The 13,495-nt window shown below is 65.6% G+C and carries 12 protein-coding genes; 8 read left to right on the forward strand and 4 right to left on the reverse strand.

All coding sequences use genetic code 11. The features are described from left to right. Positions 1–1,279, forward strand: a 1,279-nt coding sequence (locus EOA36_RS11380; protein WP_145969147.1) for an FAD-dependent oxidoreductase, incomplete at its 5' end; no start/stop codon positions are given. 22 nt (positions 1,280–1,301) lie between these two features. Here EOA36_RS11380 and EOA36_RS11385 read toward each other — a convergent pair. The 4 genes from EOA36_RS11385 to EOA36_RS11400 are packed head-to-tail and all read right to left on the reverse strand — an operon-like array spanning position 1,302 to position 5,642. Next, positions 1,302–1,958 carry a GntR family transcriptional regulator gene (locus tag EOA36_RS11385; protein ID WP_127277723.1) on the reverse strand — a complete coding sequence of 219 codons (657 nt, stop codon included), beginning with the start codon at positions 1,956–1,958 and terminating at the stop codon, positions 1,302–1,304. 16 nt (positions 1,959–1,974) lie between these two features. Further along, positions 1,975–3,285 carry an aspartate aminotransferase family protein gene (locus EOA36_RS11390; RefSeq protein ID WP_189553182.1) on the reverse strand — a complete coding sequence of 437 codons (1,311 nt, stop codon included), beginning with the start codon at positions 3,283–3,285 and terminating at the stop codon, positions 1,975–1,977. Next, complete coding sequence (locus tag EOA36_RS11395; RefSeq protein ID WP_127277725.1) at positions 3,286–4,344, reverse strand: phosphotransferase; 1,059 nt, start codon at positions 4,342–4,344, stop codon at positions 3,286–3,288. It lies immediately after the preceding gene. Continuing rightward, positions 4,341–5,642 carry an ArgE/DapE family deacylase gene (locus EOA36_RS11400; protein ID WP_189553184.1) on the reverse strand — a complete coding sequence of 434 codons (1,302 nt, stop codon included), beginning with the start codon at positions 5,640–5,642 and terminating at the stop codon, positions 4,341–4,343. Before EOA36_RS11400 ends, EOA36_RS11395 begins: the two co-directional genes overlap by 4 nt. 177 nt (positions 5,643–5,819) lie before the next feature. Between EOA36_RS11400 and EOA36_RS11405 the strand changes: the two genes are divergently transcribed. The 7 genes from EOA36_RS11405 to EOA36_RS11435 all read left to right on the forward strand — a co-directional run. After that, positions 5,820–6,467, forward strand: coding sequence for a GNAT family N-acetyltransferase (locus EOA36_RS11405; RefSeq protein WP_127277726.1), 648 nt, complete (start codon positions 5,820–5,822; stop codon positions 6,465–6,467). Further along, positions 6,464–9,178: a LuxR C-terminal-related transcriptional regulator gene (locus tag EOA36_RS11410; protein WP_127277727.1), complete on the forward strand. Its 2,715-nt coding sequence runs from the start codon at positions 6,464–6,466 to the stop codon at positions 9,176–9,178. Before EOA36_RS11405 ends, EOA36_RS11410 begins: the two co-directional genes overlap by 4 nt. Positions 9,179–9,262: 84 nt before the next feature. Continuing rightward, positions 9,263–10,384, forward strand: a complete 1,122-nt coding sequence (locus tag EOA36_RS11415; RefSeq protein ID WP_127277728.1) for a class II histone deacetylase — start codon at positions 9,263–9,265, stop codon at positions 10,382–10,384. A gap of 4 nt (positions 10,385–10,388) precedes the next feature. Beyond that, entirely contained in the window at positions 10,389–11,246 is an 858-nt protein-coding gene (gene urtB / locus EOA36_RS11420) for an urea ABC transporter permease subunit UrtB (protein WP_127277729.1), read from the forward strand. Beyond that, a complete protein-coding gene (locus EOA36_RS11425; RefSeq protein WP_127277730.1) occupies positions 11,243–12,229 on the forward strand; it encodes a branched-chain amino acid ABC transporter permease in 987 nt (328 codons plus the stop codon). Before urtB ends, EOA36_RS11425 begins: the two co-directional genes overlap by 4 nt. Continuing rightward, the gene (locus tag EOA36_RS11430; RefSeq protein WP_127277731.1) at positions 12,226–12,930 is read left to right on the forward strand and encodes an ATP-binding cassette domain-containing protein; all 705 of its coding nucleotides are present in this window, start codon (positions 12,226–12,228) and stop codon (positions 12,928–12,930) included. The genes EOA36_RS11425 and EOA36_RS11430 overlap by 4 nt, the downstream gene beginning before the upstream one ends. A gap of 2 nt (positions 12,931–12,932) precedes the next feature. Continuing rightward, positions 12,933–13,495: ABC transporter ATP-binding protein (locus tag EOA36_RS11435; protein ID WP_145969148.1), on the forward strand; the 563-nt coding region annotated here is incomplete at its 3' end.

A 13,495-nucleotide genomic window follows, 5' to 3' on the forward strand; every position in this document is an offset into this window, starting at 1 on the left:
GCATGGCGCTTCGCTCTGGCACGCCGTCAGCCACGATCGTCGCCAGCGACCTGCGCTGAATGGCGACCTCGATGTCGACCTCGCCATTGTCGGCGGCGGTTTTTCCGGGCTTTCAACCGCACTGCATGCCGCCGGAAAAGGACTTTCCGTCGCCGTTCTCGAAGCCGAAATTATCGCCTGGGGCGCGACCGGCCGGAATGCCGGTTTCGTCGTGCCGAACTTCGCCAAGATGGACCCGGACGGCATCCTTGCCCATCTCGGCCCGGAACGCGGCGAACGCCTCATCGATTTTGCCGCCGGCAGCGCCGACCTCGTCTTCGGCCTGATCCGGCAGCACGGCATCGATTGCGACGCGGTGCAGAACGGATGGATCCAGCCGGCGCACTCGCCGGCGGCCCTGGAGAAGGTCAAATCACGCGCGGGACAATGGGCGCAGCGTGGACGGCCTGTCGTCACCCTGGATCGGCAGGATGTCGCAACGCTGACCGGCGCGCGCGGCTATCTCGGCGGCTGGATGGACCGTTCCGGCGGCGTACTCAATCCGGTCGCCTATGCACGCGGACTGGCCGATGTGGCGGAAAAGGCCGGCGCGCGGATTTTCGAACAGGCACGTGTCACGTCGATTGATCGCGTGGCCGACGGCTGGGCGCTGACAACGCCATCGGGCTCGGTGCGCGCCGCCAGGGTGCTGATCGCCACCAACGCCTATGGCGGGTCGCTCGATCCGTCGCTGCAGCGGACTTATTTTCCGCTGAAGGTTTTCCAGATCGCCACGGCGCCGCTACCGCTCGAAATCCGCACGCGTCTGCTTCCCGGGGGGCAAGGCGTCGGCGACACCAGGCGCAATCTCTTCACCTTCCGCTTCGATGCCGATAACCGGCTGATCAGCGGCGGCATGCATATTCTAAGCGCCGGTGCCGACAGACGCGTACCGCAAACAATCTGGCGCCGGCTCGCCGCCCGTCTCGACCTGCCCGACCTGCCCCCGCTTGTCTATGGCTGGTCGGGAATGGCCGCCGTCGAGCCGGATTTCCTGCCGCACCTCCTGGACCTCGGCCCGGGCCTGATCGCCGGCCGCGCCTGCAATGGACGCGGCATCGCCATGACGACGGCGATGGGCAAGGTACTGGCCGACTGGGCCGCTGGAACCGACGCCCGCGAGTTGCCACTGCCTTTCGCGCCACCGGCGCCGATTCCGTTTCACGCCCTGCTGCGACACGCACCCAACATGTTGCTCGGCTGGAGCATGCTGCGCGACCGGATGGACGAAACAGCATAGGCCGACCGGGCCTGCCGTCCGATCAGTTTGTCGTGCGAAGATTTTCGGAGAGAACCGCGGCCGCCACGGCGATGTCCTGTTCAAGGGATACACGAACGGCCGGGCCGTTGCGCCGTTCGAGCGCGGCGACGATCCTGTGGTGTGCGTCATTGGACTGCGGAATGTAGCGATCGGCCCGCATCAGGAGCTTCAGATAAGGTCCGACGCGCCCCCAGAGATCGCGGATCATGTTCAGGAGGATCGGCGCGCCGGCGTGCTCATAAATAGCAAAATGGAAGGCCTCGTTCAGGGAAAGATAGGTCCTGGCGTCCTGCGCCTCGATGGCGCGTTGCATGCCGGCGAGCGCGACCTGTATGTCGGCCAGCGCGCTCTCACTCATGCGCGTGGCGGCCATCTCGCCCGCCAATCCCTCGACGGCGATGCGGATGCGCGTCAGTTCCGCGAAAGCGGGCCCGGACAGCAAGGGCACTATGATGGAGCGGTTGTTCTGCATCTCCAGAAGCCGCTCGGCGACGAGCCTTTGCAGCGCCTCGCGGATCGGGGTGGTCGAAATGCCAAAGGTTTCGGCGAGCTTGCGGATGACCAGTGTCTGGCCCGGGCTGAAACCGCCTGAAATCAATTCCTGCTTCAGCGCGCCATAGGCGCGGTCGTTGAGGGTTTGATGCTCGAGCTTCAGCATGCGCGGACCGCTCAGCTCACCATTTCGACAGCGCGCGATCGAGCGTCTCGGCCAGCTGCTCGGCATTGTCCCTGGCAAAGGGCAGCGGCGGCCTGATCTTCAGTACATTGCCGCGCGGACCGCAGGACGAGATCAGCACGCCATCCTCGCGCATGGCTTCAACGACGGATGTGGTCTTGGCAGCGGTGGCCTCATCCTCCGCCGTCAACTCGACGCCGAAATAGAGGCCGTTGTGCCTGACATCGGCCACCATGCCGTGGCGGCTTTTCAAGGCGTCCAGCAGTTCTCCGGTATAGGCGCCGACCGTGCGCGCGTTCTCGATCAGCCCCTCCCCCTCGATCACGTCGAGCACCGCGATGCCGACGGCGGCCGCGACCGGATTGCCGCCGAAAGTGTTGAAGTAGCCGGTGTTCGAACCGAACGAGCTCACCAGCTTCGGCCGCACGATCACCGCGCCCATTGGGTGCCCGTCGCCGATCGGCTTGCCCATGGTGACGATGTCAGGTTCGAGGCCATAATTGGCGAAGCCCCACATGCCCTGGCCGAGCCGGCCGAAACCGGACTGGACCTCATCGGCAATGACGATGCCGCCCGCTTTCCTGACATGATCGGCCGCCTCGCGCATGACAGAAGCAGCGGGGAAGAAGATGCCGTCGCTGGAAAAGGCGGAATCGAGAAGCAGCGCCGCCGGACGGATGTTTCGAGCGCGCATATCCTCGATGGCGGCGGCGACATTTCTGGCGAAATCATGCGCGGCGCGGCCGCCGTCGCGGAACGTATCCGGCGCCGCCACGGTCCGGTGTTGCGCGGGCACGCCCTTGGTCCCGACCGCCGCCGGCGACAGTTGCGCGGTGGCGATGGTGGCGCCGTGATAGGCGAATTCGGTGATGATCACACCGGTGTTGCCGCTGGAGTGCTGGGCGATGCGGATGGCGAGATCGTTGGCCTCGCTGCCGGTGCAGGTAAACATGGCATGGCCGAGATGGGGCGGCAGCGTGCCAAGCAGCTTTTCGGCGTAATCGAGGATGATCTCGCTGAGGTAGCGCGTGTGCGTGTTGAGCGTGGCGGCCTGTCCCGACAATGCCTCGACGACGCGCGGATGGCAGTGTCCGACCGAGGCGACGTTGTTATAGGCGTCGAGGTATTTTCGGCCCTGGGCATCGTAGAGCCAGACACCGCTGCCACGCACCAGATGGATCGGGTTGCGGTAGAAGGCGCGATAGGTCGGCCCGAGCAATCTGGCGCGGCGTTCGAGCAGCGCGTGCTCTCGTGCGGAAACTCCGGTGTCGGCGGAGGCACTTGCGGGCGAGGACTGGGACACGGGCATCTACTCCGGCTTGGAATGGTCGAGAAAATAGCGGCGGGCGTCAGCGGGCGATAGACCGTCCAGCCGTTCGAGCGAGGTCCAGACCTCGGTGATGAGGCGAAGCACATAGTCGCGTTTGGCCGGAAACCGCCCGGCCTGCCAGCTGGCAATGTTGGCGATGAGCGCAAGCCGTGCACGAATGAGGTGGAAGAGGATGCCAAGCTCTTCGATTTCGAGCGGCTGCACCGACTGATAGCCGGCGACGAAGCGGGCCGCGGGCGCCAGAGGGTGACCTTCAGCCGGCCAGCGGTAGACGGCACCGATGGCGAGGTCGCAGATCAGCGGCGAATGGATCATGTCGCCGAAATCGAGGATGCCGCTCACCACTTCCGGCCGCGCGGCATCCATCACCACATTGTAGGAGTTCATGTCGTTGTGGACGATCTGGGCGCGCAGGCCGGGGATCACCGGCGCCGCATGTTCCTCGAAGGCGTCGATGACGCGCTCGACCATGGCGCGATGGCCGGCATCGGCGATGTGCGCCAGCATGGGCCGCGTCTTGGCGACCTTGCGAATGTCCCACAAAAGGTCGCTGCCGGCGGCCGGATGGAAGAAGCCGCGCAGTGCCCGGCCAAGCCGGGCGAGGAAGATGCCAAGATTGCGGTCCTGCGCCGCTGACGTGGGCGAGCGCGAAAGCAGCTGGCCGGGCAGATAGCTGACCAGCCGGACGATGCGCGGCGGCGATCCGCCGACGCCTACCATGAACTGTGCTTCGCCTTCGACGCTCTTGCGCACGGAAGGAACTGGCAAGGAAGGGTCGACCGTCAGAATGTGGTCGAGCGCCTTGTTCTGGAAATCGGTGAAGCCGGCCTCTTCAGCCGGATGCGAGACCTTCAGGACGAACTCGCCCTCGCCTTCGGTCTGGATATGGAAATTATGGTCGCGCTCGCCCGGCAGCGGGCGCGCGCTGCCGGTGAGCCCATAGTGCCGGCGCAACAGGGCAAGCGCCTCGGCGATCGAGACATCAGGCGCATCCTCCGCAAGCGTCTCGCCGAAGGCATCCGATACGGCTGCGTTCATGGCCTGACCTCGGCATTTATGGGTTCAAGACCGCACCAGTCGGCGATGAAGAGCGCAATGGTCTGCGTGACCTTGCGCACGGAGTCGAGATCGACGGCCTCGTCATAGCCATGCGGCATGCGGCAGATCGGGCCGTAGACGATTGCGGGCGTGTCGGCATAAAGGCCGAAGAAGCGCGCATCGGTGGTGGCCGAGGTGACGTGTTCCGTCAGCGGCTCACCCCACACGGCGGTGTGGCTGCGCCGCAGCACGGCTTCCATCTCGTCGGCCCCCTCAAGTACGTAACCCTCGGCCATGAAGCCGTTATAGGTCATCCTCGGCGGACGATTGGCCAGGAACGGATCGGCGCGCGCCGCATCCGCGATGCAAGCTTCCAACTCGGCCCTGGCGTCCTCGAGCTTCTGGCCGGGATAGGTCGCGACACGCATCTCGAAGACGCAACGCGCCGGAACGCTGGACGTCCACTCGCCGCCTTCGATCTTGCCGAGATTGAAGCGGATCGGGTGCGGGTGATCGCAGAAATGCCTGTCGTCGACCTTCCTCGCATTCCAGACGATTTCGAGTTGCTTCAGCGCCTGGATGATGAGGAAGGCCTTTTCGATGGCATTGGCGCCGGCCGAGAAGGCGCCCGACGCGTGCTGCGGATCGCCATCGACTTCGACCCTGAACCAGATCGGGCCGACCTGCGCCCGCATCAGCCTTGGCTCCAGCGGTTCGGGAATGAAGGCGGCGTCGGCGCGGTAGCCGCGCTGCAGGCAAGCGAGCGCGCCATTGCCGGTGCACTCCTCCTCGACGACCGACTGCAGGAACACTTTCGCAGCCGGCTGATAGCCAAGGCTGCGCAAGGCGGCCAGCGCATAGAGGCAGGCCGACAGGCCAGCCTTCATGTCGCCGGCGCCGCGGCCATGCATCCAGCCATCCTCGATCACCGGATCGTAGGGGTCGCGGACCCAGCGATCGAGCGGTCCCGTCGGCACGACATCGATATGCCCGTTGAGGATCAGCGAGCGGCCGGTGGCGTTTTTCGGCGTGTGAGTGGCGACGACGTTGAATGCGTCGTCATAGGAAACCGCAACGGGAGAGAATCCGGGCAGGTCGCGGATCGCGTCGACATCGACACGCCACATATCGACCGCATAGCCATCGGCTTCATAAGCCGCCGCCATGAAGGATTGCGCGGCATGCTCCCCGCCGCGTTGAGAGGGAAAGCGCACGAGATCGGCCATAAAGGCGAGCTGACGGTCGAAACCATCGTCGACCGCCCGCAAAATGGCCTCATCCGCAATTCGCCCAGGCATGATATTCCGCTTTCCTGTGAATGGTGTATCATATCTCATATGCCATTTCCCGAAAAGGCAAGAAGACAGGCCGGCCAAAATTATGGCCCACCCCTGCAGCCTCTTGGCAGTCGGCCGCAGAATTGGCATCAGCTTCTTGACATGCCGGCAGGCCGTGCGGCGGAAGATCGAGGACAGATGCAAGTCACCGAAGGCACATTGCCGGATGAAATCACCGATCTCGCGTCCGGCTACCGGCGTATTCCGGCCGGCAAGATCGTCAATGCGGTGACGTGGATGGAAGTGCGCGCGCCGGTGCAGGGTCTCGCGCATCCGCTGGCGATGACCCGCGTCACCAACCCCGAGCCCGCCTTCTACCGTTCGGTCTTTCTCGAGATCGGCGCTCCCTGGCTGTGGGATCGCGCCGCCGAAATGTCGGACGCCGACATCGCGGCGCATTTCGCCGACCCGCGCCAGCATCTCTATTACGGCCACGATGAAAGCGGCAGCCATGTCGGCATGGCCGAATTCACTGTCGCCGACGTGAACGAGATCGAGATCACCTATTTCGGTCTCTTCCCTTCCTTGACCGGCCGAGGCCTTGGCAAGCGACTGATGGCGGGCGCGCTCGATCAGGCATGGCGCCTAAAGCCGGAGCGTGTCTGGCTGCACACCAGCAGCATCGATCATCACAGCGTCATTGGCTTCTACCGGGCTTGCGGGTTTGAACCCTTCGCGGCCGGCTTCGAGATCACCGACGATCCGCGGATCAAGGGAACCCTGCCGCGCGATTGCGCGCCGCAAATTCCGCTGATCGAAACGGAATGGGTGCCCGGCGCCAGATGAGACCGTCTTCGCAACCCGCGGGCCAGGCATCGCCCCACCACCGGAGGTGGGTACGGCGCGAGCGCATCCTGTCGAGGCTGGAGCGGCATGTCGACACGCGCATCGTGCTGTTTGCCGCGCCCGCCGGCTTCGGCAAGTCGACGACGATGGCGCAATGGGCAGCCGAGGTCGCGCGCCACGGCCGGCTGACGGCATGGTTGTCCTGCGAAGCGACGGACAATGACGAAGGCGCCTTCCTGTCGCATCTGGTTGGGGCGCTGCGCCATCTCGTGCAGAACCCAGCCGAGCTCGATCTCGCCTTCCAGTCGAGCCCGATCCCGCAGCTTGACGTGGTGTTGGCGGCCCTTGTGGCGGGTCTTGCGGCACGCCATGCCGACATCACTCTGTTCTTCGACGACTATCACGCTATCGAAGCACCGGCGGTGAAGCGGTTCATGGAGCGCCTGACACGGCAGGCCCCCGCCAACGTCGCCTTCGTCATCGGTTCGCGCAACCTGCCCGACCTGCAGCTCGGCAAGCTCAGGGTACTCGGCGATGTCTTCGAGATCGGCCCAGACGATCTGCGTTTCGCCTCGTCCGAAGCCAAAGCCTTCTTCAACGACAAGCTTGGCCTCTCGATCGGCAGCGGCACGGTGGAAACCTTGTGCTCGCGCACCGAAGGCTGGGCCGCGGGCTTGCAGCTCGCCTCGCTGTCGCTCAGCGCCGCCCATGCGCCCGAAACCGTCATAGGCAATTTCACCGGTGCCAACCGCAATGTCGCCGACTTCCTGATGGGGGAAGTGTTCCTGGAACTGCCGCCGGCACTGGCGAAGTTCCTGCTCTACTCCTCGATCTTCGAACGTTTCAGCGCCGAGGCCTGCCGGGCGGTGATACGCGCGGCGGACGCCGAGGCTGCTATCACCGAGATCGAGACCCGCAACCTGTTCCTCGTGCCGCTCGACGAGGAGCGGCGCTGGTTCCGCTATCATCATCTGTTCCATGACTTTCTCAGCCGCGAGATGGAACGGCGCGAACCGGAGATGATCGCCCCGCTGCATCTGGCGGCTTCGGAATGGTTCGGCGAACGCAAGATGCTGACCGAGGCCATCGGCCATGCGCTCGCCGCCGGCGACCAGGCCCGCGCGGCGGTGTTCGTCGAGAACAACGCGCTCGAACTCATCGCCCAGTGCCAGTTGCTCTATGTGCGCCAGCTGCTGGCGCTGCTGCCGAGGAAACTGATCGACCAGCGCATCCGGCTGCAGCTTGTCGTGCTGTGGTTGGCAGTGCACTCGAGCCAGCCCGAGATTGCCCAGCAGACGCTCGCCAACGCGCGCAAGCTGGTCGAGACCGGGCCGACTGACAGCAATGACCCGGGCACGCTGACCGGCACCACGATCGAGGCCGAACTCGAGGTCCTTGCCGCTGCGGTCCACAGCACGCTGGAACAGTTCGAGGACGCACGCGACACCGCGCTGGCCGCGCTGCGCATCATCGCGCCCGATGCCTGGTTCATGGAAGGCGCGACCGCGAACGTCATCGGCTATAATCTCTATGCGCTGGGCGACCTCGAAAGGGCACGCGCGGCGGTGGACGCTGCACGCAAGGCGCATGAGCGAAGCGGCAGCCTGCTCGGCGTCACCATCGCCAATTGCTACATGGCCGTCATCGAGCGATCGGCCGGCCGGCTGCCGGCCGCCGAACGGCTGCTGCGCAACGCGATCATCGAAGCCAGGACGCGGATCGGCGCGAACTCCTATGCCGAGGCGCTCGCCGGAACGCTGCTTGCCGAACTCGCCTACGAGACCAACGCGTCCGGCGAAGCACTGGCGCTGGTCGAGAATCTCGGGCCGCTGATCGAGGGTGCCGCGGTCATTGTCTATCCCCTGGCCAGCGTGCCGACCTATGCCCGCGTGCTGCAGCTGACCGGCCGGGGCGACGCGGCCCTGGACATGCTGGAGCGCGTCTACCAGCGCGTGCGCGGCTCCGTCTACCGCCGCCTCGCTTCGGTGCTGGTGCATGATCGCATCCGGCTGCTGCTCGACCAGAACCGCGTCGCCGAGGCACGCGCATTGCTGAGCCAGCATCGCGGCGAAAGCGCCGAGACCGTCCCAACTGTCGCCAACGAATTTGAGTTCTTCGCCGAAGGCCGGCTGCTGACGGCGGAGAAATCCTACGCAGGGGCGGCGGCGATTTTCGACGCGCTGCTGGAGCGAACGAAAGGCAGCGGGCGCATGCGCCGGCACATACTGGCGCAGATCCTGCGCGCCAAGAGCGCCGGCCATGACCAGCGCGAGGCCGACCGGCATCTGCTCGAAGCACTGCGCCTTGCCCAGCCCTCCGGCTTCATCCGCTCCTTCGTCGATGAGGGCAGGCCCGTCGTCGAGGCATTGATGCGGCTGCGCGCGGCACAGGCAAAGACCGACCCGGCATTGTCGGCCTATGCAACGCGCATCATCGATGCCGCGCAGACACCGCCGGTGGCGACGCGCAAGCCGGCCATCCCGGTTGCCGAGAAGGAACAGCTCACCCAGCGCGAGTCCGAGCTGCTGCACTGCTTGTCGGAAGGCATGTCCAACCGCGATATCGCCGTTGCGCTGTCGGTGAGCGAAACGACGGTGAAGTGGCATTTGAAGAACATTTTCGGCAAGCTCTCCGTATCCAACCGCGTCCAGGCCGTGCGCGCCGCGCAGGCCGCCGCAAACCTCCGCACCCCTCCGAAAGGAGGGGCATAGATTACAGACATGGCCCCCTCTTTAGGGTCGGGCCAGGCGATTGTTAGCCTGCTAGCGTCATCTGGTTTTCAGAGGATGCCGCGGATGGCGACAGGCTACGTCTTTCACGAACAGCTGATGTGGCATGACACCGGCTCCAGCGCCGACATGATGCCGCCCGGCCGCTTCGTGGAGCCTGGCCGGCATCTGGAATCGCCTGGGTCGAAGCGCCGGCTCAACAACCTCATCCAGGTCAGCGGCCTGTCACGTCATCTGGTGCCGATCATCGCCGAGCCAGTGACGGTCGAGGACCTGCTGCGCGTGCACACGCAGCGCCATATCGACGATATCCGAATGCTCAGCGAACGCGGATCCGGTTTCGCCGGACCGCAAGCGCCGATCGGCCTCAACAGCTTCGATATTGCCCTGCTGTCCGCCGGTACCACCTATGCGGCGATGCGCGCGGTGCTGACCGGCCGCGTCGACAATTCCTATGCGCTGGCGCGTCCCCCAGGGCACCATGCCGAACCCGATCAGGCCATGGGCAACTGCCTGTTCTCCAACATTGGCGTGTCGGTGCGCCGGCTTCAGCATGAAGGCCTGCTCGGCCGCGCCGCGGTGGTCGACTGGGACGTGCATCATGGCAACGGCACCGAGACAGTGTTTTATTCCGACCCGTCGGTGCTGACGATTTCCCTGCACCAAGACAATCTCTATCCGACCGGGCGCGGCGCGCTGGCCGACAACGGCAAGGGCGAAGGCGAAGGCTACAACATCAACATCCCGCTGCCGGCCGGCAGCGGCACCGGCGCCTATGAAGCGAGCTTCGACCGCGTCGTCGCCCCGGCGCTGCGCGCCTACAAACCGGACCTCGTCATCGTCGCTTCCGGCTTCGACGCGTCGGGCTTCGACCCGCTCGGCCGCATGATGCTCAACAGCGAATGCTTCCGGCGCCTTGCCGCGCGCATGGTGGCACTGGCCGCCGAAGTCTCGAACGGCCGCCTGATGATGACGCATGAAGGCGGCTACTCCGAAGGCTACGTGCCGTTCTGCGGTCATGCCGTCATCGAGACGCTGGCCAATCATCGCACCGAAGTGGTCGATCCCCTGTCGGATCATATCGACGAATGGGCCGGGCAGGATCTGCAGCCACACCAAGCCAAGGTAATCGACGCCGCCGAAGGCCTGCTCGCGGGCCTGCGCCAACGCCTCGCCAGCGCGGCCTGACGCGATGGACTTTGTCGTCACCACACTGCTCAACGCGTTGACGCTGATCAGCATCCTGATGCTGGTCGGGCTCGGGCTGGCGATCAGCTTCGGCCTGATGAACGTGACCAATCTGGCGCATGGCGAGTTCGTCACTGTCGGTGCCTTCGCGGTCTATTTCGTCCAGAGCATCGGCGGCTCCTTCTGGCTGGGGCTGCTTGCTGCCCCGATAGCCGGCGCGGTGGTCGGCTGGATCCTGGAATTCGCCATCATCCGCCACCTTTACTCGCGGCCGGTCTCGACCGTGCTCGCCACCTGGGGTGTCAGCCTGATCCTGCAGCAAGGGCTGGAGCTGACATTCGGGCTTGGCGCCAAGCCGGTGACGCCGCCGATCGAGGGTACGTTGGACCTGTTCTTCACTGTCTATCCGGCCTACCGGCTGATCCTGATCGGCATCGCCATGCTGACTTTGCTCGGCGTGGTCCTGCTGATCAGCCGCACATCCTTCGGGCTCGACATCCGCACCGTCATCCAGAACCGGGAAATGGCCGAGGGCGTTGGCATCAACACGCGCCGCACCTACGCCATCGCCTTCACCTTCGGCGCGGCAATCGCGGGCCTGGCCGGCGGGTTGGTCGCGCCGCTGGCGATCGTACTGCCGCAGATGGGGGTGAACTATCTCGCCAACGCCTTCTTCGTCGTCATCGTCGGCGGTGTCGGCTCGATCGGCGGCCTCGTCGCCGGCAGCGTCTTCGTCGGCGGGCTGACCAGCATCCTCAACTACCAGATCTCGCCATCGCTGGCGCAGGCGATCGTGCTGCTCGCGGCCATCGTTGCCGTGCGGCTGCGGCCAAACGGCCTGTTCAACGGAGCGTCGCGATGATCGCCCGGGACCGCAACTGGCTGCTGGTCTTTGCCGTCTGCGCCGCACTCGCCGTCATCTATCCCTTCTTTGCCGACGGCTACCAGCTGACAGTGATCCGCGATGCGCTGATCTTCGGCCTGTTCGCCGCCAGCCTCGACTTCTTCTGGGGCCGCACTGGCATTCTGTGCTTCGGCCACGCCGCCTTCTTCGGCATCGGCGGCTACATCATGGCGCTCATCACGCTCAACGACGCCATTCCCCTCGGCAGCCTGCTCGGCATCCTGGGCGCGGTGGCCGGGGCTGCCTTCGTCGCCGCCATCATCGGCTACTTCCTGTTCTTCGGCGGCATCCGCGGCAGCTATTTCACCATCGTCACCCTCGCCATGGGTGTCATCTGTCAGCAGGCCGCGGTCTCCTGGAGTTCGGTCACCGGCGGCGACAGCGGCCTGATCGGCATACCGCCGATCGCGTTCGATGTCGGCGGCCTGCATGTCGACCTCAGCCAGGACCTGCCGAGCTATATCTTCGTCGCGGCCATCGTCGCTGTGGCCGTGCTGGTGCTGTGGTCGATCAGCCGTGGCCGCTGGGGCACCGTGCTGACCGCAATCCAGGACAATGAGGTCCGGGCGGCAGCACTTGGTCACAATGCGCCCTTGCGGCTGCTTGTCACTTTCGTCCTGTCCGCGGCGATCGCCGGTCTTGCCGGCGCGCTCTATGTCTGCATGGCGGGGCTTGTGGCGCCAGATCTCTCCGGCCTGCTGCTGTCGACCGAAGTCATCGTCTGGGTGGCGGTCGGCGGGCGCGGCACGCTGCTTGGTCCGGTGCTCGGCGCCATTGCCATCCAGCGCGCACAGCAGACCATCAGCAGCCTCAATCCGAGCCTGTGGCCGCTGCTGCTCGGCTGCGTCTTCGTCATCATCGTCTTTGTGCTACCGGACGGCATCCTGTCGATCTACGCGCGGCTGAAGACCCTGTCCAAAGGCCGGAGGCACGCGCGATGAGCGACGTCCTGCTCCAGGCCGAAAATGTCGGCATCCGCTTTGGCGGCCTGCAGGCGCTGGAAGGGTTGAACCTGACGGTGCGCGACAAGGAGCTATGCTGCATCATCGGGCCGAACGGTGCCGGCAAGAGCACATTCCTCAACCTGCTGACCGGCACGCTTCGCCCGACCAGCGGCAGCGTCCGTTTCCTCGGCCACGACATTGCCGGTCTGCCGCTGCACCGCATCGCCCGGCTCGGCATCGCCCGCAAGTTCCAGATTCCGTCGGTTTTCCCCAGCCTCTCGGTTGAGGACAATCTCAAGGTCGCACGGTGGGGCGCCCCCTCGCCGGCTCGCCCGATCGGTGAATTGATGGAGCTGGTCGCGCTGACCAATGGTGCCGCCACGCTGGCCGGCGAACTCGCGCATGGCCAAAAGCAATGGTTGGAAATCGGCATGGCGCTGGCGATCGAGCCGCGGCTGCTGCTGCTCGACGAGCCGACGGCCGGCATGACGCCCCAGGAGACGCTTGCCACAGCCGAAATGCTGCTGCGCCTGAAGGGTGAGTTTTCCATCGTCGCCGTCGAGCACGACATCCGCTTCGTGCGGGCGCTGAACTGCGAGACGCTGGTGCTGCATCAGGGGCGCCGGCTGCGAAGCGGTCCCTTCCACGACATCGAGGCCGACGAGATGGTCCGCGACGTCTATCTGGGGAGGCGCTGACGATGCTGCGGACACTTGCCGTCTCCGCCGGCTACGGCCTGCTTCCGGTGCTGAACGGCATCGATATGAGCGTGGCACCGGGCGAAGTCGTCGGCCTGCTTGGCCGCAACGGCGCCGGCAAGACGACGCTGCTGCGCGTCATCGCCGGCGCCTTGAAGGCGAGCGGCGGCGCGGTGGTTCTCGGCGACCAGGATCTGACCAACGCGCCGGCCTTCCGCCGGGCGCGGGCGGGCATCGCGCATGTGCCGCAGGGGCGTGGCATCTTCAACCAGCTCACCGTGCGGCAGAACCTGGAGGTCGGCACCCGCGCCGCCAGGGACCGCGGCGACGGCGGCATTCCGGCCGACATTTTCGGCTACTTTCCGATCCTGCGCGAACGCGAGGCGCAAATCGCCGGCACGCTCTCGGGCGGTCAGCAGCAGATGCTGGCGATCGGGCGGGCGCTGTGCGGCCTGCCGTCGGTGCTGCTGCTCGACGAGCCCTCGGAAGGCATTCAGCCCAACATCGTGCAGTCGATCGCCGAGCTGGTGCCCCGCATCGCGCGCGATGCGGGGCACCAGCTCGG

It is taken from the genome of Mesorhizobium sp. M8A.F.Ca.ET.021.01.1.1 (assembly GCF_003998025.1).
Taxonomy (GTDB): domain Bacteria; phylum Pseudomonadota; class Alphaproteobacteria; order Rhizobiales; family Rhizobiaceae; genus Mesorhizobium.